Source organism: Sporosarcina sp. resist (genome assembly GCF_014302295.1).
GTDB lineage: Bacteria > Bacillota > Bacilli > Bacillales_A > Planococcaceae > Sporosarcina > Sporosarcina psychrophila.
In genome coordinates this window covers 4,844,254-4,866,946 of sequence record NZ_CP060287.1, presented here as the reverse complement: position 1 = coordinate 4,866,946, position 22,693 = coordinate 4,844,254, and the positions used below count along the sequence as shown (strand labels likewise).

At 39.8% G+C, this 22,693-nt stretch carries 22 protein-coding genes and 2 pseudogenes; 9 read left to right on the top strand and 15 right to left on the bottom strand.

Going from position 1 to position 22,693, the window contains the following annotated elements:
• Positions 1–30 precede the first annotated feature (30 nt).
• The 5 genes from H7992_RS23430 to H7992_RS23410 form a co-directional block, all read right to left on the bottom strand.
• Complete coding sequence (locus H7992_RS23430; RefSeq protein ID WP_067213671.1) at positions 31–849, bottom strand: purine-nucleoside phosphorylase; 819 nt, start codon at positions 847–849, stop codon at positions 31–33.
• A 260-nt stretch (positions 850–1,109) separates the two neighbouring features.
• Entirely contained in the window at positions 1,110–1,367 is a 258-nt protein-coding gene (locus tag H7992_RS23425) for a hypothetical protein (protein ID WP_067213670.1), read from the bottom strand.
• A 54-nt stretch (positions 1,368–1,421) separates the two neighbouring features.
• The gene (locus H7992_RS23420; protein WP_187046194.1) at positions 1,422–2,615 is read right to left on the bottom strand and encodes an alanyl-tRNA editing protein; all 1,194 of its coding nucleotides are present in this window, start codon (positions 2,613–2,615) and stop codon (positions 1,422–1,424) included.
• 267 nt (positions 2,616–2,882) lie between these two features.
• A complete protein-coding gene (locus H7992_RS23415) occupies positions 2,883–3,875 on the bottom strand; it encodes a bile acid:sodium symporter family protein (protein ID WP_067213668.1) in 993 nt (330 codons plus the stop codon).
• A gap of 14 nt (positions 3,876–3,889) precedes the next feature.
• Positions 3,890–5,272, bottom strand: coding sequence for an FAD-binding oxidoreductase (locus H7992_RS23410; RefSeq protein ID WP_187046193.1), 1,383 nt, complete (start codon positions 5,270–5,272; stop codon positions 3,890–3,892).
• 197 nt (positions 5,273–5,469) lie between these two features.
• Between H7992_RS23410 and H7992_RS23405 the strand changes: the two genes are divergently transcribed.
• The 5 genes and pseudogenes from H7992_RS23405 (at position 5,470) to H7992_RS23385 (ending at position 8,475) form a co-directional block, all read left to right on the top strand.
• Entirely contained in the window at positions 5,470–6,183 is a 714-nt protein-coding gene (locus tag H7992_RS23405) for a FadR/GntR family transcriptional regulator (protein ID WP_187046192.1), read from the top strand.
• A gap of 192 nt (positions 6,184–6,375) precedes the next feature.
• Positions 6,376–6,822 (top strand): annotated as a pseudogene (locus tag H7992_RS23400) (NUDIX hydrolase).
• A gap of 56 nt (positions 6,823–6,878) precedes the next feature.
• Positions 6,879–7,569: pseudogene (locus H7992_RS23395) on the top strand (methyltransferase domain-containing protein).
• Positions 7,570–7,609: 40 nt separating this feature from the next.
• Positions 7,610–7,984 (top strand): YxiJ family protein, encoded by a 375-nt coding sequence (locus H7992_RS23390; RefSeq protein ID WP_187046191.1) that lies wholly within the window; start codon positions 7,610–7,612, stop codon positions 7,982–7,984.
• Between the two features lie 59 nt (positions 7,985–8,043).
• Positions 8,044–8,475, top strand: coding sequence for a GNAT family N-acetyltransferase (locus H7992_RS23385; protein ID WP_187046190.1), 432 nt, complete (start codon positions 8,044–8,046; stop codon positions 8,473–8,475).
• A 142-nt stretch (positions 8,476–8,617) separates the two neighbouring features.
• Here the strand turns inward: H7992_RS23385 and H7992_RS23380 are convergent, their stop codons facing one another.
• The 8 genes from H7992_RS23380 to H7992_RS23345 all read right to left on the bottom strand — a co-directional run bounded on the left by H7992_RS23380 (position 8,618) and on the right by H7992_RS23345 (position 15,842).
• Positions 8,618–8,977 carry a hypothetical protein gene (locus tag H7992_RS23380; protein WP_187046189.1) on the bottom strand — a complete coding sequence of 120 codons (360 nt, stop codon included), beginning with the start codon at positions 8,975–8,977 and terminating at the stop codon, positions 8,618–8,620.
• A 204-nt stretch (positions 8,978–9,181) separates the two neighbouring features.
• The gene (locus H7992_RS23375; RefSeq protein ID WP_187046188.1) at positions 9,182–9,943 is read right to left on the bottom strand and encodes an ABC transporter ATP-binding protein; all 762 of its coding nucleotides are present in this window, start codon (positions 9,941–9,943) and stop codon (positions 9,182–9,184) included.
• Positions 9,934–10,755, bottom strand: a complete 822-nt coding sequence (locus H7992_RS23370; protein WP_187046187.1) for an ABC transporter ATP-binding protein — start codon at positions 10,753–10,755, stop codon at positions 9,934–9,936. Before H7992_RS23370 ends, H7992_RS23375 begins: the two co-directional genes overlap by 10 nt.
• Complete coding sequence (gene opp1C, locus H7992_RS23365) at positions 10,718–11,605, bottom strand: nickel/cobalt ABC transporter permease (RefSeq protein WP_067213657.1); 888 nt, start codon at positions 11,603–11,605, stop codon at positions 10,718–10,720. The genes H7992_RS23370 and opp1C overlap by 38 nt, the downstream gene beginning before the upstream one ends.
• Before the next feature lies 1 nt (position 11,606).
• On the bottom strand, positions 11,607–12,536 hold the full coding sequence (opp1B, locus tag H7992_RS23360) for a nickel/cobalt ABC transporter permease (RefSeq protein WP_067213656.1): 930 nt from the start codon (positions 12,534–12,536) through the stop codon (positions 11,607–11,609).
• A gap of 204 nt (positions 12,537–12,740) precedes the next feature.
• Positions 12,741–14,345, bottom strand: a complete 1,605-nt coding sequence (nikA, locus tag H7992_RS23355; RefSeq protein WP_255428530.1) for a nickel ABC transporter substrate-binding protein — start codon at positions 14,343–14,345, stop codon at positions 12,741–12,743.
• Positions 14,346–14,556: 211 nt separating this feature from the next.
• Positions 14,557–15,309 carry a hypothetical protein gene (locus H7992_RS23350; RefSeq protein ID WP_067213655.1) on the bottom strand — a complete coding sequence of 251 codons (753 nt, stop codon included), beginning with the start codon at positions 15,307–15,309 and terminating at the stop codon, positions 14,557–14,559.
• A complete protein-coding gene (locus tag H7992_RS23345) occupies positions 15,306–15,842 on the bottom strand; it encodes an RNA polymerase sigma factor (protein WP_231885741.1) in 537 nt (178 codons plus the stop codon). Before H7992_RS23345 ends, H7992_RS23350 begins: the two co-directional genes overlap by 4 nt.
• A 188-nt stretch (positions 15,843–16,030) precedes the next feature.
• Here H7992_RS23345 and H7992_RS23340 point away from each other — a divergent pair, with 188 nt between their 5' ends.
• Entirely contained in the window at positions 16,031–16,576 is a 546-nt protein-coding gene (locus tag H7992_RS23340) for an NADPH-dependent FMN reductase (RefSeq protein ID WP_067213654.1), read from the top strand.
• Positions 16,577–17,434: 858 nt separating this feature from the next.
• On the opposite strand, the gene H7992_RS23335 is transcribed toward H7992_RS23340, so the two are convergent.
• Together H7992_RS23335 and H7992_RS23330 are read right to left on the bottom strand one after the other, a co-directional pair.
• Entirely contained in the window at positions 17,435–17,998 is a 564-nt protein-coding gene (locus tag H7992_RS23335) for a GNAT family N-acetyltransferase (RefSeq protein ID WP_187046185.1), read from the bottom strand.
• A gap of 95 nt (positions 17,999–18,093) precedes the next feature.
• Positions 18,094–18,978, bottom strand: a complete 885-nt coding sequence (locus tag H7992_RS23330) for an EamA family transporter (protein WP_067213652.1) — start codon at positions 18,976–18,978, stop codon at positions 18,094–18,096.
• Positions 18,979–19,504: 526 nt separating this feature from the next.
• On the opposite strand from H7992_RS23330, the gene H7992_RS23325 reads away from it, so the two are divergent.
• The 3 genes from H7992_RS23325 (at position 19,505) to H7992_RS23315 (ending at position 22,689) form a co-directional block, all read left to right on the top strand.
• Entirely contained in the window at positions 19,505–20,443 is a 939-nt protein-coding gene (locus H7992_RS23325; protein WP_187046184.1) for a carbohydrate kinase family protein, read from the top strand.
• A gap of 114 nt (positions 20,444–20,557) precedes the next feature.
• Positions 20,558–21,712 carry an ABC transporter substrate-binding protein gene (locus H7992_RS23320; protein WP_187046183.1) on the top strand — a complete coding sequence of 385 codons (1,155 nt, stop codon included), beginning with the start codon at positions 20,558–20,560 and terminating at the stop codon, positions 21,710–21,712.
• Between the two features lie 92 nt (positions 21,713–21,804).
• Entirely contained in the window at positions 21,805–22,689 is an 885-nt protein-coding gene (locus tag H7992_RS23315) for a branched-chain amino acid ABC transporter permease (protein ID WP_067213649.1), read from the top strand.
• Positions 22,690–22,693: the final 4 nt, after the last annotated feature.

Sequence of the window (22,693 nt, the reverse complement as noted above, 5' to 3'; positions counted from 1 at the left end):
TCAGAAGGCTTTTCGTATTTATTAATTTCTTTAAATCTCTTGCAAGACGTTTTTAATTAAATGTACAAATGCACTTCGAGATTGAGCAGCAACTTTTATGACATCCTCATGACTTAATGGTTCATCTAGAATCCCACACGCCATATTCGTTAAGCAAGATATTCCTAATACCTTCAGCCCTGAATGAATCGCAACAACTGCTTCAGGCACTGTTGACATGCCAATTGCATCTCCACCTAAAATGCGAATCATACGGATTTCAGCAGGTGTTTCGTAAATAGGGCCACTCCACCAACCATAGACGCCTTCTCTTAATGTAATGTCATTCTCACGCGCTACTTTTAACGCTATTTCTCTCATTTCGCGATTATAAACCTCAGAAACGTCTGGGAAGCGCGTTCCTAAATCATCGTTGTTTTTACCAATCAATGGATTAATGCCAACTAAATTAAGATGATCTGTAATTAGCATTAACTCGCCCGGATTAAAGTCAGTATTTACCGCTCCACACGCATTCGTGATAATTAGTTTTTCTATACCTAATGCTTTCATCACTCTGACAGGGAAGGTAACTTCGTCTAAAGAATACCCTTCGTAGAAGTGATAACGTCCTTTCATAGCCACGACTGTTTTACCTTCTAAACGCCCGATAACTAATTCATTTGCGTGACCAACTGCAGCTGATTTCGAGAAAAAAGGAATATCCTCGTATGGAATGACAACTCCGTTTTCTATCTCATCGGCAAGGCCGCCCAATCCAGAACCTAGGATAATTCCGATTTCGGGAACTTCTTTTGTTTTACTAAGAATGTAATTTTTAGCTTCTAAAATTTCTTCTGTTTTATGCATTAATAGTACCTCCTGTTATTTCTATGGAATTGTTTATCCCGCATTAACGGGCAGTAAGACCCCACTTCAAGTCTTCAAGGACACAAGAAGAATAAGTGGGGGTCAACTGCCCGTAAAAGCCCGAATGGTTAAACTAACAATCAGTGGGGGATGAAGACCCCCCTCTGATTGAAGATTAACTTTATTAATAGTGATGCTTTCATAGTTTAGTGCTTGTACTAAAAAGAATCAAGAATGATTCATTGTAGGTTGGCACCAACTCAAGGATTCGCAAGTTCATCAGATGCTTTTGAAGTTCTACCTAGTTTCTGCGAAAGGAAGTAGGCAATTGTTGATGATAGGAGGATGAATAATAAGGGAATAGTAGAACTCCCTCCATATATGGCTTCTTGATTCGATGTAGATTGCATTAAAGATATATCCGGCTTATAGAGAGCGGTAAGAATTGCACCTGATGAAAGTTGGAATAACGTATACAACGCTGCAAAACTAATGATAAAGATCAGATACTTTTTCAATATAATCAGCCCTTTCTCTATTTACATTTCGATTTCACCAAAGTTTCATATACCTTAGTTTTCGTCACATGAGCCTTCCATCACAGTCAGTAACTCCTCTGCGGATACCAATTGTTCACCGCCACCTTGGACAAACGCATCATTCCCGCCGCCTTTTCCGTTAATCAGGGGAAGTGTAGCAGATGCGATTAGTTTCATGCTTGTTTCTACAGAAGCTCCTCGAGCCGCGACAAACTGTAATCGATTATCACTTTCAGCAACGAGAAGTACAATTACTTCATCTGATTCAGTCACAAGAAGCCGGGCAAGTTTCTGTAGTTGCTGGACAGTTCTATCTGTAAAGAGTGCTTTCACAACGCCATTTTCCTGTTGCTTCAATAATGCTTGCGCTTCAAATGCTAAAAGTGCTTCTTGCGTATCTGACAACGATTTTTCAAGTGAATGATTCGTTTCTAATAACTTTTGTACTGCATCCGCAACACCATCGTCCGGGGCACTTAATAATCTGGACGTTTCCGCTAACACCTGATTTTTTCGTTGCAATTGCTGTAACACACGTCCACCGCATACGAAATGTACGCGCACTTTGCCTCGATGCTTCTCAGTCGATAAAATCTTCAGTACACTTACTTGTCCAGTTGAACTAGGATGTGTACCACCACAGCCGTTATAGTCAAAATCAGGGATAATGACAAGTCGAATTTCGTCTGTCACTGCCAGTTGCTTACGAAGGGGGTAGTGATGAAGCTCATCTTCAGTTATCCATTTTATTTCAATCAGTCTATTTTCTAAAATAATGTCATTCGCTAATTTTTCCACCGTGTCCAATTGCTCTGGAGATACATCCTCCATATCCAAATCGATTGATACAATTTCTTTACCTAAGTGGAAGCTTACTGTTGGAAACTCGAACAGTTCAATAAACGCGGCTGATAAAATATGCTGTCCTGCATGTTGTTGCATATGATCAAAGCGTCGCTTCCAGTCGATAGCGCCCTCTACTTCGGTTGCAGAACCGAGACTTTCAGCCAAAGTATGGCGAATTTCATCTTCTACTTCCTCTACATTAAGTACTTGAATACCATTCAATGTCCCTGTATCATGCGGTTGACCACCACCTGTCGGATAAAACGCTGTATTGTCCAACACGACATAGTGATTTCCTTCTGCATCTTGTGCCGCTTTTATAAACTGAGCCGTAAACAATTTGCAATATGGATCTGCATAATACACACGTTCTTTTAACATAGACAATCGACTCCCACTCTTTGTTTTGTATATATTAACATTATACAGAAAAGAAGGGGGTTTCTCGTTGGTCGAAAACTCGACTTTTGAGAAACCCCCTCTTCTTGCGGTGTTTTTTAACCATGGCGGTGATAACCCCGTTCGTAGCGATGATAAACTGCTCCAAGGCGGTGATAACTTATCCTATAGCGGTGATAACAACCATGGAGACGGTGATAACAAATTTATAATAAAGATACTAAGTCAAAACAAGTCCTATGTTCATTCTTACAATTTCTCGGAAGGAGTTAAAACCGTAACTTCCGGTGCATCATCGGGTTCATCTTTCTCTTCAACAATCGGTTTCTTTGACCAGATCGTGGCGAGGATTGGACCTGAAATGTTATGCCAGATCGCGCCCCAAACGCTCGGCAGTGCTGCAAGCGGGCTAAAGTGAGCAGTCGCCAAAGCCACGCCTAATCCAGAGTTTTGCATGCCAACTTCAATTGAAATGGCTCGTCGATCATTTTCGTTCAGGCCGAGCATTACCGCTGTCAAATAGCCAAGTAGTAGACCGAATCCGTTATGAAGGAAAACGGCGATGAAAACAACGAGTCCTGAACTTGCAACATTATCCGCATTGGCGGCAGTGACGGCTGATACGATGATTAAAATCGCCGTTACTGAAATGAGTGGTACAATCGAAATGCTTTTTTCGACAGCTTTCGGGAAAAGCTTTTGGACGGCAAACCCTAATATAATTGGGATGATAATCACTTGGACGATTGACTTGAACATCGAAACTGGATCAACGGGTAGCCATTGTCCCGCAAGTAAAAGCAACAAAAGTGGTGTGACGACTGGAGCCAATAAAGTGGAAAGGGAAGTCATTGCAACTGACAACGCAAGATTTCCTTTCGCAAGATAGACCATAACATTGGAGGCCGTACCGCCTGGAACACACCCGAGAAGCACTAAGCCCGCCGCCAATTCAGGGGGCAACTTGAGCAAGTGAGCTAATGCGAATGCAACTAGGGGCATGATGATGAACTGGGCACCGACACCGACAATTACAGGTAGCGGTTTTGTCAGGACAATTTTGAAATCAACGGGCTTTAACGTCAGTCCCATTCCGAACATGACAACACCTAGTAAAATCGTAATATAGCCGCCCAACCCTAAAAAGGGCGTTGGGATCATAAATGCAATTACGGCAATTGCGATAACCCAAAAGGCAAAATATTTCCCTGCAATTGTGCTAAGCGTTTCAAGTATTTTCATAGTAGATATCCTCCCTAGTCCATCTTCACGTTTTTATTTGGATTCAATAAATTGTCTGGATCAAGTGCTTTTTTTATTTTTTCCATAACGAGGAGTGCAGCACCGTGCTCCCGTTCCTGATATTTCTGTTTACCAATCCCAACCCCGTGTTCTCCAGTACATGTGCCACCACGCTCAAGCGCATACATGACGATTCGTTCATTCAACTCATCGGCTTTCGCAAGTTCTTCGGCATTGTTCATGTCCATCATTAGTAGTACATGGAAATTACCATCGCCTACGTGGCCGACAATTCCGCCAGTCAAATCAAGTGACTCGACCGTTTCACGTGCATGTTCAACGGCACCTGCTAACTCTGAAATCGGGAGACAAACATCCGTTACCATCATCTTTTTCCCCGGATAGCCGTGGATGAAGGCATAGGCTAAATTATGCCGCGCCTCCCATAGTCTGTTGCGTCCCGCGTTGTCCGTTTCAAATTCGATGTCTTCACAATGATGGTCTTTAACAATTTCTTTTGTGAAGTCAACGTCTTGTTTTAATCCTGCTTCATTCCCATGAAATTCTAAGAATAGTGTTGGTTTTTCTTTGTAGTTGGTTTCACTGTAAAGATTCGCCTGTTTTATAGATGGTTCATCGACTAACTCAACCCGTGCGATCGGAATACCAGCCTGTAGAATGGACACAACAGCTTCGACCGCGTCATTGACAGTAGCAAAGGAAGCTCGGGCCGCCGTGACGTGTTCTGGAATTCCGTATACGCGTAGTGTTAATTCCGTAAAGCAACCAAGCGTGCCCTCAGATCCTACGAACAGACCGTTCAGATGAAGGCCAGATGCAGACTTCGCGGCCATATTCCCAGTATGAATGATTGTTCCATCGGCCATCACAACTTCCAAATCACGGACTTGATCACGCATGACGCCGTATTTGACGGTCGTTGTTCCACTTGCATTTGTTGCCGCCATTCCACCAAGTGTTGCATCCGCTCCCGGATCGACAGTGAAAAACAGCCCGTGCTTTTTCAGTTCTTTATTTAACTGTGTACGGGTTACACCAGGCTGTACTTTAACGAGAAAGTCATTCTCTCGAACTTCAATAATCTTGTTCATCAGCGAGAAGTCAATTGTGATTCCTCCTTTTGAAGGGATTACATGTCCTTCCAGGCTTGAACCGAGACCGAATGGAATAATCGGAACCTGGTATTCTTTCGATACTATCATTACTTTACTAACATCTTCAGTCGATTCTGGGAAAACCACAATGTCCGGAAGTCCTGCCGCATGATACGATTCATCCCTGCCATGAAGCTCTCTTACGGTTTCATTGATGGTTACCTGCTCGTCCTTAAGTACTTTTGTTAACGCTTCAACTATATTTACTATAGAAATTTTCATTATATTTTCTCTCCTTAATCAACTAATTTGTCATACCAATATTTTATGTAATTAGAAATTTTTAATTTTGGTCCAACCACTTTTCATTATACCTAATAATCTGAACAGTGCAACGATTATTTTGAGACATTGATTATTCCAAATTTAATTGATATCGTTAAAGTCACGAAAGAGGTTCGATGTAAGGGGGGAAATCGTTGAATCTGCAGAAAAAAAAGACCTATGAAGTTATTGTTGAAAAGATAGAAAAGTTCTTTTTAAATGGAGATCTAAAATCAGGTGATAAATTGCCGCCGGAAAGAGAATTGGCAAGTCGGTTTGGTGTGAGTAGGACGTCTGTGAGAGAGGCACTTCAGGCATTAGAGATTAGCGGTGCTATTGAAATCAGACAAGGCGGGGGGAGTTTCATCAAAACGTCTGAAGTTCAGTTAGTAAGTGATGCACTTTCAACTACAATTATTCAAGCCGAAAACAATTTGGTCTATGAAATGTTGGAGCTGCGCCGTGCGTTGGAAGTTGAATCGGTATCTCTTGCCGCACAACGAGCAACTTCAGCAGACTTGGAAAAGATTCGTCAGTCACTAGAACAAATGGCTGTATCGTGGCAAGATGCAGAAGCGGGGGTACAGGCTGATCTGCATTTTCATTTGCAAATTGTCTATGCTACGCATAATAAACTACTTATTAATTTGGTCCAAACGCTGACTGAACGAATGGAGGATACAATTCGTGCGACACGGAAACACCGTTTTTTAGATGAAGATCGCTACGAGGATACATTCGAGGAACATAAGGAGATTTATATAGCAATCGCATCGGGCAATGCTCAGGAAGCGAAGAAACTAATGGAAGAGCATATTACGCGTGTTCGGAGAGAATTAAGCGAAACGTTTTTGCCGACTCTTGAATGAAAAAGTAAATAATATAGGTGGATCATTTTGAAGATTGATCATTCTAATTAAATATAAATAAACATGAAATTGACTTAGATATGTTGAACAAATGAAATTCTATTTAAACAGTGTGAAGGCGCCCTAGCGAATTGGATGGGGTTCTTTATTTCACATATATAGATCCGAAATTTATGGGAAAGGGAGAATGTCATGAATTACATAAAGTATTTAAGGGGATTCATAGGAACAAAACCTATTATTGCCCCGGGATCAGCAATAATCATAATGAATATGGAAAATGAATTATTACTACAATTACGTTCAGATACAAAAGATTGGGGTATTCCTGGTGGTGGGATGGAGATGGGGGATACATTTGAAGAGACCGCTAAAAGGGAGTTATTTGAATAAACTGGTCTTGTAGCGAATCAACTAGAACTTTTGGGAGTGGTTTCTGGCAAAGAATTATATTTTAAATTTCCACATGGTGACGAGATATATAATGCAACTGCTGTTTACAAAGCAACAGAAGTTACTGGAACACTAACAAAAGACGAGGAGAGTATAGAGCTATCGTATTTTCCTTTAAATTCATTACCAAGTTTGAACTATACAACTTTAAAAATCTTGCAAAAAGTAGGATATATAATTGATTAAAATAATAAATGGGGAAGCTGATTAGCAATTTTCATTTCACAGATAAGGGAATTCATTTGGAATATAAAGACGCTGCAGTTTATGACGATGATGAATTCTTTGGAAATTATTTAACAAGAAGACATAGAGCAGAAAGTCCAAATAATATTATCGAAAAGCCGGTGTTAATGAAGCTAATTGGAGATGTTAGTGGAAAAAAGTGTCGGATTTAGGCTGTGGCGACGCAGAGTTTGGATTAGAGCTAATGAAACAGGGCTGTTCTTTTTATGAAGGTGTGGAAGGTTCACTCAACATGGTCCAAAAGGCAGTAAGCGTCTTAGATTATACTGCTAGTAAAATTCAACACTCGTCAATGGAAACCTGGGATTTTCCACAAGAACAATATGACCTGGTTGTTTCTCGACTAGCACTGCATTATCTAGAAAAAGTAGATGGGCAATTTGTTTTTAGTGTTCAACATCCAGTTTTAAACTTCTTCAGTACAAAGTGCAACAAAATCGGCACCTACAGATTGGAAGGTAGATGATTATTTCCATACTGGAAAAGGTGTAGGGCCTTGGATTGAAAAAGAAGTCGTTAAATATCATCGTACATATAGAAGAATATTTTAAGGAATTGAAACGTGCAGGATTTAAACTAGAGGAAATAAATGAATGTCGCCCGCGTCTTGAAAACTTCAAAAGTGAGGAAGAGTATAGAAGAAGAATGAGAATCCCATTATTTTTAGTATTTGCATGCAGTAAGTAAAGGTTAGCAGAAGTTTAAGAAAAAAATTAAAGTGGCGGTGTTGAAAATAGAAAAAGAACTTATTTATAAAGAACTGCAAGTTATAAAAGATAGCCTACATATCCCCTTTCCTTATAGTGATATTTATAAAATACAGGAGGATTTTATAAAAGAAATAAACCCAAATGATATCTTAACAGCTGATTTGAGCGCCTACTGGGCGAATATTGCCGGAAGTCTTGGGTACATTGAAAGAGGAAAATCGGAAGCAATTCCTCAAGGTCAAATAGATTGGCTTCAATTGACTTTTTATGATATTTTTCATCAATATTATTTTTTGCAAGAAAGCATGATAAATTATCCAACTTTTTATGCTGAGTATATGAATCATGAAAAAGCACGGGAGTTATTAGTAGATTATTTATCTTATAAGTGAACGGTTGAGTTTCGGTGTTTGTTTTTCGAATAAAAGGAATGGAACTAGGAGGGAATAGTATGAAGATAATTGAACAATGGAATCAAGACGATAGCGACTATATAAGAAGTAAGGTCATAGAACATAATATGGAACAGCTCCCGAACGAACTTAAAACCTCAAGGGAAAGTATTAGCTTCGTTATAAAGGATGACAAAGGAGAAGTAATGGGTGGAATTACTGGAGATATATTTTGGCGTCATATGCATATTGACTTTTTATGGGTCGATGAAAGTGTTAGGGAAGAAGGTTATGGGAGTATTTTATTGGAAAAGATTGAAAGTCTCGCAAAAGCTAAAAGATGTAGGCTTATTCACTTAGATACATTCAGCTTTCAAGCTCCTGAATTTTATCAGAAAAATGGCTATGAAGTTTTCGGTGTAATTGAAGATCATCCAAAAGGGTTTAAGCAATACTTTTTGCAGAAAAGATTTTGTGATTCATACATTTGAGAATGAGTATAGTAAGAGATGAATATATAAACACCAAAATAGATACGACTAATTAATAGTCGTATCTAAGATTGTAGACAAACGTATAATTATTTATCTGATTACAATTAGAAACCGATAATAGACTACTTACTCCTTTGCCTTACTTGGCTTTCAGAAAACGTATCTCTTTTATACGAATAGAGACTAACCAAGTTATTAATCTTTCATAGTTCTCTTTCCATAGTTTTTTCATTATCAACGTCAAGAACAGCAGAGATAACAAAAATAAAAAAGAGATGATACTTGTTAACTGGAAAAAAAGAGTTTCTTTAAAACCACCATAACCAATGCAAATGATAACGCTACTCGCAAAAACTATTGATACAACAGGTAACAATTGAAAAAATATGTCGTAGTTTCGTTTCTTGATAAATCGCATCATAGTCGGGGAAATTAAAGCAATAAGTAAGATATAGGACATAACGACGAGTACGTCTATTACGACTAAGAATAAGTCCATCTCGTTTCAACCCCCTTATCAAAACCACCTATAGAATGACCCTCTTAGAAAAGGCTATATAGTTAAACTATACCCTTTGAACCCTGCGATTATGCATCGAAACACGCTATTTCTTTGCAATGAACATAAAAAAGAGGATGGTGTATCACCCATCCTCTTTACGCTGTCGTTATTCTATTACCCTAGGCTTTTTAAGCGAAGCAATCACGGAACATTAAAGAGCATTACTGAATTTAGCAACCTCTTCGCATAATCATTTTTTGCAAGTAGTAGATTGGAGCTTTCTAATTCCTCAACAATTTCTCCTTGATATAGAAAAAGAATTCTATTGCAAATATTAGCGACGACCTGAAGATCATGAGTTATAAACAGGTAAGTCATATTCATGTCATCCTTGATATCGCGTAGTAGTTGAAGAATTTCCGCCTGACTCGAAACATCCAGGGAACTGATGGCCTCATCAAGAACAATAAATTTAGGCTTAGTTGCAATGGCACGTGCAATACAAACACGCTGAAGTTGTCCTCCGCTCAACTCATGCGGATATTTATGGATCATTGTAAGTGGGAGCCCGACTCTAGATAGGAGCTCAGCGATCCGTTCATCTAGATTTTTATTAACTCCTAGAGCAATTAGTGGTTCTGCAATTATACTTCGGGTTGTGAATTGTGGATTTACAGACGAGGTGTAATCTTGAAATACTACACTCATTTTCCCTTTATTCTTCTTAATCCATATAGAAAAAGGTTCTCCCTCAATCATTACTCTGCCCCGACCTGGTTTCTCTAGACCAAGAATGATTTTGCTCAGCGTGCTCTTACCGCTTCCACTTTCACCAATTAACCCTAGACATTCGCCTTTTTTAATCTGAAGGCTAATATCGCTCAAAACCTCGGTTTTAGACTTTATAAAAAAACCACCATCTTTATTATAGCTTTTTGATACGTTCTCAACGTTTACAAACATGATAATACTCCCGACGTCATAGATTGTTGAAACGGCTCTGTTAGGCTCAATCGGGTATTGATTAAATACTTCGTGAAACCATGCTTCGGGGAGGAAAAGACTTCGTTAGTCTTTCCGTATTCTAGACATTTTCCATTTTGCATGACCAGCAATTCATCTGACAAATATTGAACAACCCCTAAATCGTGGGAAATGAAGATAATCGAAGTGCCTGTGAGTTCGCGTAGCAACTTGAATTGCTCTACAATATCACGTTGATTTATGGAGTCGATTGCTGTTGTGGGCTCATCGGCTATTATGATATCCGGCTCCATCATAATCACAATAGAAATCATTACTCTCTGTAGCATCCCTCCCGACAGTTGATGTGGATACATCTTCAAAACTTGCTCGGGATGATGGATATGTACACGATGCAACGCAACTTTTGCCATGTCTATAGCGAGCTTCTTTTTAACCCCTAAGTTTTCGCGAAATGTCTCACTCATTTGTCTGCCGATAGTATTGAGTGGATTAAAAGCTGTCATTGCATCTTGAAGAATCATACAGACTTGTTGTCCCCGGATTTTTCTCATCACCCCGTTTGATTGTCCGATTAAGTTCATTCCATTAAAAATGGCTTCACCCGTAACATCCAACCATGGGGAAGTTAAACCGAGGATTGCTCTTGCGGTTATTGATTTTCCACTTCCGCTTTCACCTACAATTCCGAGGCAGCTGTTCTCTTTAAGAGTGAAATTTAAATCTTGTACAATCTGCTGCCCACTTCTCGTGTCAATAACGGATAGCTTTTTTACTTCTAGTAAAGACATTCAAGCGACTCCTTTTCTTTTTCATCTGAAAGTGTTTAGGATTTATGGCTGAATGTAAGCTGTCGCCAAGGAAGTTGAACGCAGCAACGACAATTACAATTGCAAGTCCTGGAGCAAGCATATGTGCTGGATGGGTAATCATTACGTTTCTCGCTTCATTTAACATCATGCCCCATTCTGGTGTCGGAGCCTGTACTCCTAAACCTAGGAAGGAGAGTGCAGAGATATTTAAAACAACCCATCCCGTATCAAGGGTTGCAAATACCGCTACTTCGCCTGATACACCAGGAAGTAAATGTTTTCTCATAATATGTCCTGTGCTACAACCGGATACCTTAGCGAAGCGTATATAATCTTTGTCTATATATTGAATAACCACGGATCGGATCATACGTGTATACCAAGCCCACTTGGCAAGGATGTTGGCAATTACCACATTTAACAAGCCTGGTCCAAGGACCCCTACAATCGCTAAAATCATGACTTCTGATGGAAAAGACAGCATAATATCACAAAATCTCATAATAATTTCGTCTACTTTCCCACGGAAGAACCCTGAAATAATTCCAAGCAATGTTCCAATCGTAATCGTAATGCACATTGTAACCAAAGCGAAAAAGACGGTTGTACGAATTCCAAATAAAAGTCTGGATAAAATGCATCGTCCTAATTGGTCTGTTCCTAATGGGTAGGTTTGGCTGACTCCTGCATATTTCTGAAGGATATTCATTTCTAACGGATTATGAGGTGCAAGAATGGGAGCGAAAATACCGGCAGTAATAACCAAAAGTAACAATGATAAGCAAAGAATGGCCAATTTATCAGTCTTTAAACGTCTCCAAACATTCATACTATAATTCCTTTCTCATGCGTGGATCAAGCATTGTATTAAGAATATCAACTAGAAGATTACATATAACGAACAGCACGCCCATAATTAATATGTAAGCTTGGATAATTGGGAAATCCGAATTAAAGATTGCAGTAACGCATAATCGTCCAATACCTGGCCAAGCAAAAACATTTTCGACAATAACCGTTCCAGCAATCAGCTTAGGAATCGACATTCCTATGGCGGTCATGGAAATTTGAAGAGAGTTTTTAAAGACTTTTCTGGTGATTGTGCTTTCCTTTAAGCCACGAACCCTAGCATAAAGTACAAAGTTTTCACTTTTGTTTTTAATCATATTGTTTCGAATAAGGCGGACATAAGTTGAAATAAATCCTAAAGACAGCGTGACAGCAGGGAGAATAACAGAACTTGGCCTTTCCATACCGCTAGTGTCGAACCAATTCAGCTTGACAGAAAAGAGCCAGATAAGAAGAATTCCTATCCAAAAACTTGGCATGGCTGTGGAGATGAAAATCAATGCGCGCATCACTTTATCACCGATGCTTCCTTCGTAAATGGCGCACAGCATGCCGATTATAATACTGAAGGAAAGAATAATAACTAACGCAATGAACGCGAGCTGGAGAGTTGCCGGCAGTGCAGTTGCCAGTTGATCAGCAACAGGCTCATGCGTTACATAACTGTTACCAAAGTCCCCTTGAAGGTTATTTCCGAGCCATGAAAAATACCGGACTAAATAGGGTTTATCAAGACCCAGTTCAATTCTCATTGCCTCTATCATGTCTTCTGTCGGTGTAACTTGGTTTACTCGCATTGCAATTTCTGCCGGATCGCTAGTTCGTAAGTTGATCAGTACAAATGCTAAAAACGAAATGCCAAGGATAATTGGAATGATAACTAGCACACGTTTTAATAGATATATTTTCAAGGATATTTCTCCTAACAAGATATTTTATCAAGTAAAATCCCCGGCCAATTCTCTGTCTATAAAAGCATAATCGGTGAGAATTCTATATCTATATAAACTGAGCGAAAGTGCTTGGCTTAGGGCGGGAGGCATCCCAGAGCGCTGTAGCGCCTTAAATGGGATACTTTATTTCAATACATTTATCTATCAAAGGATCGTTTGATTTTATTCTTCGAAGTACATTTTTTCAAAAGGAATTTCGTACTGTGAGACATTAAAATCAACTCCTTTTAGCGCCTTAGTATGAACGGCCTTTGTTACAGAATAGGTTAATGGTATATAAATATTCTCGGAGTGAATATACGTTAAGATATCCTTATACATTTGCTTACGATTATCTTCGCTTTGTTCACTCATAAGATCAGTGATGACTTGATCCAGCCATTCCTTTTTCTCAAGCCCTACTTGTGCTTGATAATCGGCATGAGAAGGCACTCGCCAAGACGATACATAAGTTTGCGGATCATAAGGCAGTCCCCATGATAGAGAATACATTAAATCGAAATCTCCTGTTTTTTGTCGGTCAAAATAGGCTTGTTTCTCTTCTCCAATGATTTTAAGACTGGCACCAACTTGTTTTAAATCATTCTGCATTGATTCACTGATTGTACGTTCCTGAGCGTTATCGGAGTTATAGTAAATTGTAATCTCAAGTTTATTTCCATCTTTATATCGATACCCATCTTTACCTATTTTCCAGCCGGCTTTTGCTAGCAATTCATTTGCTCTGTCTTCACTATATTCTTGTTTTATTAAGTTCACATCTGCATAGGGGACAGATGGTGCAAGAAGGGTATCAGCTACTTGCTCAGCCCCATTTAGAATTCCCTCTGCAATTATTTGTTTGTTAATCGCAGATTGGAATGCTTCGCGAACTATTGGATCTTTTGTAATCGGTTTTTGTGAATTTAAGACAATTGCTCGAGAACCGACTGGACGGCTAACAGCGGTGCTGTATTTGTCTTGCTCAGAAAGCGCCTTGAAAGAATCGTTATCTACCATATCTCCATCGGAACCAAATAGTAGGTCGATTTCACCTTTTTCCAAGGCTAGAAGTATGGTTTGGTGATCGGGCATCACTTTCCATTTAATGGATTTGATTTTCGGCTTATCGCCCCAGTAGTTGTCATTCTCCGTAAATACGGCATATTGATTTTTTTTATGCTCTGTCAACACATAAGGACCTGTACCTGCATAGCTACTAACTCCATTAGCTGTTGTTCCGGCGATAAAACTTTTGGGTGAAATAAACCGAAAGGGGCGAGTCAGGCCGAGTTCTTCTAGTGTAGGATAATAGGGATTCTTCAGTGTTAACTGGAATGTATACCTATCCACAGCTTTTGTTTCTTGGATTTCAGCCACAAGATTCAGCCATGCATTTTTTTCAATATTTTCTACTACAGCATCTACATTCATCTTTACAACTTCCGCATTAAAGGGCTCACCATCTGTAAAGACAACTCCTTGCCTTAGATAGAAAGTATATGTTAAACCATCCTCCGAAATATCCCAGTTTTCAGCTAAGGCAGGTTTTATCCCTTCATCCGTATTAATTACCAGAGATTCAAATACAATGTTTTGGGCAGGCATTTCACCTGCATAGAGATGCGGGTTAATGTCTCGAATATCTTTTGTACTTGCAAAGACAAGGTCATTAGTAGACTTAGCTTTGGAGGTCAGGACATTTCCGTCCTTTTTATCGAAGCAAGCCGAGAGTAAAATTACAGTAAGTATGAGTAGGAATATAGAATAACTTTTTTTGTTTTTCAAAGCATAGTCTCCCTTTAGTTTTTGTTTTGCAGATCCCCTCATCAAATCGTAATCATTACGATTTGATAGTTAGCTTAGCATGAAAAATATATCGATGCAATATCTATTTAGGAATTCAGAGGGGGCCAACCACCAAAACGGTATGGTGAAATATATGCAAGCGTTCAAAAAAAAAAGACCGTCTCTTGACGGCCCGCTCAAAAAAAAGTTATTATTCTACGATCTCAAAGCTCTCCAACATATGGTGGAACCTTGCTCCGTGGCCTTCCGCAGCTTCGAGGAAATAGTTTTCTGTAATGATGTAGCTACCGTCTTTGCCGTTGCTGATGACATAGGCATGAACAACTTTAGCATCCCAATCGCTACCGTTCAATCCGTGTAATAAATAACCTTCAACTGGTTCTGTCACTGTTTCGACTGCTCTTAGCTCCGGGAAGTCTTTCTTTAACTCGGCTTCAAACTTTTTAACGAGATCTTCGGGTTTCTGATCAGCTACTTGTTTAATTTCCATTGTCACTTCCGGGTACTTTTCTGGAAGGGGTTCAATTGTTGTAATGACGTCTGCTTTATCGCCGTTGATCATTTTATAGCGTGTTTCATCGACATAGATGATGTACTCGGAGTTTCCACCTTCATTTAAATTAACGTCGGTTTTTTCGTCCTGTCCTTCAATGCTTTGAGTAATTTCCTTTTCTGGGACGAACATGTCTTTAATACCTTTCATGAATGCCATTCCTGTATCCGTTTGTAAACTGAATGCGATGACAAGGGCGGCGGCAGTTGTAATGATAATTGGAATTACACGATTTTTCTTTTTCATTTTCTTCACATCTCCTCTGTTAACGTTCTCTTCGCTGAATAGTTCTTTTTCTAGACCGTTCCATATTTCATCTTTTAGACCAAGCGTTTCTTGTTCAGTCCGTTTATCGAGAGCCTCTTTTGCTCGTTCGTCGAAGTTACTCATTGTGATCCCTCCTCCTTATTCGTCGGGTCTAACTGTTCTTTTAGTCGTTTTCTACCTTTAAACAACCGTGACTTTACTGTATTGTGATTTAACCCTAGAATGTCCGCAATTTCTTTTTCGGTAAAGCCCTTCACATACTTTAATATGATTGGAATTCGGTGTATGTCATCAAGCGATTGAATCGTATCGTATAAATCGGATAGCTGATTGAAAGATTCTTCGGCAAGAGATGGGTCATTTTCCAAGTCGGGATGTTCAAATTTTGAAAGAGGGGACTCTTTCTTTAGGTAACGAAGACATTCATTCATTAAAATCCGGTAAAACCACGGGTCAAAGGGCAATTCAGGGTTGTAGCTACCGATTTGCCGATAGACGCGGATGAACGTTTCTTGTACCGCATCTTTGGCCATTTCACGGTTGCGCGTAATAGCAGAAGCCGTTCGAATTGCGTAGTCTGCATATGCTTCGTAAAATTCGCGAAACGAGTCTTTGTCACCGGTCTGTATGTTTCGTATCAATTTTTCTATCTCCACTCGGGTTTCACTCCTTCCAAAACAACGGTATTTTGTTGCTCTTACTATACTTACCCTTAGAAACACTAAAAAGTTTTCAGGGAAGAAATTTAATTTGCAAAGTTGAGTCGAATGATAGATGTGAATCGTGGGTATCGTGTAGAATACATGTTAAAGAATGGAATATGTAAAAAAGAGGAGAGAACTTGATGAAAATTGTAGCGATTGTCGGGAGTTTACGAAAAGATTCATTCAACATGCAGTTAGTAAAAACGGTTGAAAAGAGATACAGTCACCTTTTCGAAATAGAAATTGCGGATATCGGAAATTTGCCGTTCTACAATGAGGATGAGGAAAAGTCACCTTCTGAGAAAGTACAAAACTACAAGAAAATGGTTGCTGATGCGGATGCTGTACTCATTAGCACACCTGAATTCAACTGGTCCATGTCGGGCGTTTTGAAAAATGCATTGGAATGGCTATCCAGAGTGGACAAGCCGATAGCAGGTAAACCGGTATTGCCGATGGGAGTTTCTCAAGGAGTGTTAGGGACGGTTAGAGCACAATTGCATTTGCGACAAGTATTAGGGAGTATCCAAGCAACTACACTGCCTCCTGCGGGAAATGAAATATTCATTGGCTCAGCCGGACAAAAGTTCCAAGATGGTTATCTGACAGACGAAGGCACTCTCAAGTTTTTGGATTTAGTCGTTGATAAGTTTGTTACTTTCGTAAAAGAGCAAGAAAGTAAATAAAGAAAAACCGCCTTTTCGATTTCTAATGGATAGAAAACGAAAGGGCGGTTTGTATAGTGAAAGAAAGTCACGTCTGTTGATTAACCACTTTCTTGCATAAAGAGCAGGTAAGAAAGGCTTGAAAAACGCCATTTTCACTTGATCATTTCCGGTCCGCTTTCAGCGAAATAGTCATGACAACTTTACCGAGGGGAGAGTGTGGCTAGAAATGACTTCGTCATTCCTAGCCACACTCTTTTCAGTAATTCTGTTACGATTAGTTGCCTGTCGCGTTCCTACAACGTTTAAGTGAAAAATACAGCTACTTTTGAAAAAAAGAGTAGATGACTCTTTAGAAAGGTTGTAAGTGCCCGAAGATACAATTTCGGGCACTCTAGTACTTTGTACAAGGTGTTCCTTGCTTACTATTAGTAAAGAGTATGCACCTTATCATGCGATGGACTATTATAAGAAAGTGACTCTTCCTTAACTAAAAAAGACAAGACTAAGGAGAAGGCTTCAGCCGCCAAAATTGTATTTTTGGCGGCTACTATTCAGATAAGAAGCCCCGCTATTCTTTCGTCCCGAAAAGTTTTAGCACTTTGTGTATATATGCATTTGGAGCGCGACGGATGAATAAGCACCATACGATTACCGAAAAAATGTGTAGGGATGCGACGAAGTCGTATTCCTACACATCAAGACATCTCGTTAATCGTATAGGGGTCGTTCAATCCAAAGCGATCCAAAGTAATTGTACAAGAAGTGCCTAGTGTTGGATTTAGTTATTTACTGGTTGTTTTTGGTTAATCAACACTTGTAAAAGAAAATATAAGTTTTTCACCTGGAGTGATGTCTAGACTCCGGCGCTTTTCTTAGTTATACAATTTTCACCATATGATGAAAAGGTTCACCAATGATTGTCCAGGGTGAGACGATTTCATAACCAAGCCGTTTGTATAGACGGATAGCTGGTTCTTTTTGTGTTTCGACGTTTAAAGAAAGCTTTGTACTGTATTTTTGTTTCGCGACTTCTTCTGCGTACTCAAACAACTCCGTACCGATTCCTTTACCGCGAAATGCAGGATCAATACAAACTGTATCGATGTAAAGTTCGTCAGCTAACGATTCCGCTTCGACTTCAGAGTTAGTAGCACCTTTTTTAGCAAGCCACTCACTTAAATTTCGATCGAGTTCAGGGGCATCTGCGCCTGCATACAACACCATAATACCTGCTACTTTTCCATCCAGCTCGGCAATATATGTATAGAGATGGGAGTGTCGGTTATCCTCACGCTTGAAAAGTACGCATAGTTCCTGCTCTACCTTGTCCCATTCTGTTTCGCCTGTCATTCTTTTAGCGATATCACCGATTGCGTCGATAATAAGCGGTGCAGCCTGTTCGGCATCAGTCGGTTGTGCTTGTCGAATTGTTATGTCCATTATTAAAAACCTCCTTCTACATCCTCTATTATATCAAATACTACCTGTTGTAAAGAAAACAACCCACCTGCAAGTGCAGTGGGCTGTTGAAACTATCAGTTGTATTTCAATCTTCTCTGCGCAATGGTCGGTAACGTCATACCAATTACGATAATAATAATACCAATTACTTGAAAAATTGTCAGCGCTTCGCTCAATAAAATAACGGACGCGGTGACAGCAACGGGAAGTTCTGCTGCGCTTAAAATCGATGTCATCGCAGTCCCAACTTTCGGCACTGCAATTGAGAAGAGGTAAATCGGAATGACAATCCCGAACAGTCCTAGGATCAAACCGTATACCCATAAATTTTCGTTAAACAACGTACCGTTCCAGACGATTTCGGGCGATTGGAAAAAGAAGATTGCAATTGCTGCGAAAAACGATGTGAACAGTAGACGCGTTTCCGTATCCATTCCTTCAACTTGTCGTGAATTAATCATAACGAATGATGCAAAGCTGACAGCTGAAGCCATTCCCCATGCCCAACCTTGCCAAGGAATTCCGCTAAGATCTGCATCGATAATACCGGCTGCAAGAATTGTACCGCCGAAAAGGAAAAGAAGTGAAATGACTTCAATCCGTTTTGGAAGGCGTCGTTTCGCGATACAGTCGAACAGCATTCCTACCCAAGTGAATTGGAATAGCATAACAACCGCAAGAGAAGCAGGCATGTATTCAATGGCTTGGCCGTATACCGTACCAGTCGTTGCAGTAAATAACCCTGCAAGAAGGAGTGTCACACCACCGCCAAACTTTGGGACTTTACGTCGTACAAAGACGAAGATAAGTAGAGCTATGAAAAAACCGACAAAGTATTGGCTCGTTACTGCTTCAGCAGCAGTGTAACCATCTTGAATCGCGAGTTTAATAATTGTTGAAAGAATACCATAACAGCTTGCTGCAAAGACGATAAGTAGTGGATAAATCCATTGTTTCATAAGAAAATCCTCCCGTTCCATCCAAACAGTATACCACGATTAGGGAAAGAATTACAGGTCAGAGGTCAGACGACTAACAAGAATTTAAATTTTGGGGTGTAATGATTCGATTATAAAGTCACGTCTGTTGAATAACTATTTGTTTGTATAAAATACTGGTGAGTAGGGCTTGGAAAAATCCGTTTTCACTGGATCATTTCCGGTTCGCTTTCGGCGAAATTATCACGACACTCTTTTCAGTAATCCTATTGCGAATAGTTGCCTGTCGCATCCCTACATATCCAGACATCTCGGTAATCGTATAGAAGTCATTCAATCCAAAGTAAATTATATACTTAGCGCCCAGTAGGTGATCATGTTATTCACTAGTTACTTTTGGTTAATTGACAGGCATGTTCCGAAAGTGCCGAAGTAGAGTGGAAGAAATTCTTTATTTCAACTTTTAAAGCGATATATTTCCGTACTCTTCCTGTAAATCGTGTTCCATGATACGATTGGGAAAAATAAAGTGATAGGGTGTACATTCATGATTGATGCGAATAAAAAACATGTTCTTATTTATGGCGATGCATTCGTCGATTATATAGCGGAAGACCAGTCCAATTCAACATTCACGACGTTTCTTGGCGGAGCAACGGTCAATGTGGCAGCGGGTATTTCTAGGCTTGGCGCTTCGTCCGCATTCATCACCGTGACAGGAGATGACGAAACTTCCCAGTTTGTTCGGAATGAATTGAGGAAAGAAGGCGTCGACTTGACGTTTGCTAAACTGGAGAATGACAAACGGGTGAGTGGCGTGTATGTCCATTTGACGGATGACAACGACCGTATTTTTCATACATATATCGATGAGACGCCTGATATCCAAGTAGAAACTACTGATTTGTCTATAGAGGCATTTCAAGATGCTTCCGTATTGCATATTTGTTCGGGCACAATGTTTCATTTAACAGCCCTACAAACGACGCGGGAAGCGGTACGTCTTGCTAATAAGTTTGGAGTGCCTTTGTCATTAGACGCAAATATCCGTCCACTAAGGTGGGAGAGTGAAGCGCTTTGCCGTGAGACAATCATGTCATTTGTTGAGAACACCAATCTGCTGAAACTGACCGAAGAGGAGCTTTTTTTCCTAACGGAGACAGATACGTTGAAAGATGGAATCCTCAAGTTAGCACCTTATCGGATTCCTGTAATACTCGTCACCGCGGGTGAGCTCGGTACGTTTGCTGTCATTGACGGCAGCATAACACATGTAGGCGTTGAACCCATCATAGCTGTCGATACGACGGGAGCAGGCGATGCATTCATTGCAGGAATTCTTCGCCAAATCCAATTGAAAGGGAAACCAAAAACCCGCGATGAGTGGATTGACTATACTTCCTTTGGCAATAAACTCGGTGCACTCTGTGCAACAAAATCGGGCGCATTGTCGGCAATGCCTCGGCTTGAAGAAATAGATGAATAATGGAATCCTCCCTTTTTTATAGGGAGGATTTTTTATTTGATATTCCAATTAACTAAATAGTAGTGTATATTTAGAATTATCACTATTTTTAACTATTAAAGGGGATGGGATTAAATGAATAAGAGAACAAAACTGCTATTTTCAGTCTTGATGATGTTCACGCTAGTTGTGCTGACAGCTTGTGGAACCGATACGAAGGATGCGGGCGACAAAGAAACAGGAGCAGATGGCCCGGTAAAGGCTAAAATAGGTGTCATTTCTTATTTAACTGGACCAGGAGCTGGTTATGGAGAAGCAATTACGAATGGCTTGAAACTGGCCAATAAAGAACTTAAAGAAGCAGGGGAAGTTGACCTGGAATTAAAGATTGAAGACTCAGCTGGTAAACAAGAAGAAGCATTATCAGCTGCACAGAAATTGATGAACTCAGATAATGTTGATGCAATTATTGGGCCTACGCTTAGTACAGAAATGTTTGTAGTTGGACCTGAAGCAGATTTAAATGGTGTTCCAATCATGGGGACTTCAAATACGGCTGAGGGGATTCCTCAACTTGGGGATTATGTATTTAGAAACTCAATCCCTGAGACACTAGCGATTCCAGCGTCAGTACAAAAAGCAATTGAAAAATATGATGTTAAAAAAGTAGCGATTTTATATGGAAATGACGATGTATTTACAAAAGCGGGTTACGATGTAATGAAAAAAGTAGCAGAAGACTTAAATCTGGAGGTCGTTACGACAGAAACATTCCAGTTAGGTCAATCCGATTATAAAGCACAATTGACGAAAATAAAGAACTTGAACCCAGATTTGATTCTTGCATCTGCTTTGTATAATGAAGGTGCGGTAATTTTAGACCAAGCTAGAAAAATGGGGCTTGATGTTCCATTTGTGGGTGGGAATGGATTCAACTCACCGGAAGTTATCAAAATTGCTGGAGATGCATCCAATGGTTTAATCGTTGCGACACCTTGGTTTGCTCAAAAGGATGACGAAAAAGTAAAGAACTTCGTTAAAAACTATACAGAAGCATATGGAGTTGAACCAGATCAGTTTGCTGCACAAGCTTATGATGGATTGTATCTAATGGCTGAAGCGGTTAAAAATGCAGGTGTAGCTGACCGCGATGAAATTCGCGATGCGTTAGCAACACTCAAGGACTTTAAAGGTGTATTAGGCACAATGTCATTTGATGAAGACGGAGATATTGTCATGGAACCAACTGTATTAATTATTGAAGGTAATGAGTATGTAGTGTTCGAATAAATGATCGGCAATCAGGTTGAGATGTTTGCAGCCTGATTGCATTTCTATTTTAACTATTTAAAAAAGCTGAGAATGGATAAGGAGGGTGCACATTGCTAATTGAACAATTAATAAATGGTCTTACATTGGGTAGTATTTATGTTGTTGTTGCCCTCGGTTATACGTTGGTGTTTGGTGTCCTTAACATTGTCAATATGGGGCATGGGGAAATTTTTATGTTTGGTGCATTTATGGGCGTTATTGTAACGAATAGTTTAGGTTTACCATTATATGTGGCCTTTTTGGTCGCAATTATTGTTACAGGTATATTAGGTTATTTCCTTGAGCGTTTTGCATTAAGACCACTGAGAGGTAAAGAGGGCGTGTCGCATCTTGCTCCGCTTATCAGTACGATTGGGGTATCTATTTTTCTTGAAAATGCTGCTCATCACTTTTTTGGAGCTGGAAATCATCCATTTCGGACAAGTTTTTCAGAGTTGAACATTACGATTGGTTCAACAACCGTCTATTATGTCCAAATTCTTATCTTCATTATTGCGATTCTATTAATGTTTGGACTCACATTTTGGCTATCGAAAACAAAGGCGGGCAAGGCATTACGTGCAAGTGCGGAAAATTTAGCTGTTGCAAGCCTACTAGGTGTTAATACGAAAAGGATGATTACACAAACAGTTATTATTGCATCTGCAATGGGTGGAATTGCCGGAATTCTAGTTGGAATTGCATTCAACTCAGTTAATCCACAAATGGGTTTATCATTCGGATTAAAAGGTTTAGCTATTATCATTCTTGGTGGTTTAGGAAACGTTCGTGGTGCGATGGCGGGCGGGTTAATATTAGGGCTTTCTGAAACGTTTTTAGTAGCTTATGGAAATTCAGGCTATCGTGATGCGATAGCGTTTTTAGCTATTATCATTATTTTAATTGTGAGACCACAAGGACTTTTCGGTACGGCAACATCGAAATCAAGGGGGTGATTAT

Coding starts and splice junctions, on each gene's coding strand:
- H7992_RS23375 (WP_187046188.1), bottom strand. CDS start 9,943: ATGTTTGTAAACGTTGAGAACGTATCAAAAAGCTATAATAAAGATGGT.
- opp1C (WP_067213657.1), bottom strand. CDS start 11,605: ATGAATGTTTGGAGACGTTTAAAGACTGATAAATTGGCCATTCTTTGC.
- H7992_RS23350 (WP_067213655.1), bottom strand. CDS start 15,309: ATGAGTAACTTCGACGAACGAGCAAAAGAGGCTCTCGATAAACGGACT.
- H7992_RS23370 (WP_187046187.1), bottom strand. CDS start 10,755: ATGTCTTTACTAGAAGTAAAAAAGCTATCCGTTATTGACACGAGAAGT.
- H7992_RS23430 (WP_067213671.1), bottom strand. CDS start 849: ATGCATAAAACAGAAGAAATTTTAGAAGCTAAAAATTACATTCTTAGT.
- H7992_RS23410 (WP_187046193.1), bottom strand. CDS start 5,272: ATGAAAATTTCTATAGTAAATATAGTTGAAGCGTTAACAAAAGTACTT.
- H7992_RS23320 (WP_187046183.1), top strand. CDS start 20,558: ATGAATAAGAGAACAAAACTGCTATTTTCAGTCTTGATGATGTTCACG.
- H7992_RS23380 (WP_187046189.1), bottom strand. CDS start 8,977: ATGGACTTATTCTTAGTCGTAATAGACGTACTCGTCGTTATGTCCTAT.
- H7992_RS23385 (WP_187046190.1), top strand. CDS start 8,044: ATGAAGATAATTGAACAATGGAATCAAGACGATAGCGACTATATAAGA.
- H7992_RS23330 (WP_067213652.1), bottom strand. CDS start 18,978: ATGAAACAATGGATTTATCCACTACTTATCGTCTTTGCAGCAAGCTGT.
- H7992_RS23325 (WP_187046184.1), top strand. CDS start 19,505: ATGATTGATGCGAATAAAAAACATGTTCTTATTTATGGCGATGCATTC.
- H7992_RS23415 (WP_067213668.1), bottom strand. CDS start 3,875: ATGAAAATACTTGAAACGCTTAGCACAATTGCAGGGAAATATTTTGCC.
- H7992_RS23335 (WP_187046185.1), bottom strand. CDS start 17,998: ATGGACATAACAATTCGACAAGCACAACCGACTGATGCCGAACAGGCT.
- H7992_RS23340 (WP_067213654.1), top strand. CDS start 16,031: ATGAAAATTGTAGCGATTGTCGGGAGTTTACGAAAAGATTCATTCAAC.
- H7992_RS23420 (WP_187046194.1), bottom strand. CDS start 2,615: ATGTTAAAAGAACGTGTGTATTATGCAGATCCATATTGCAAATTGTTT.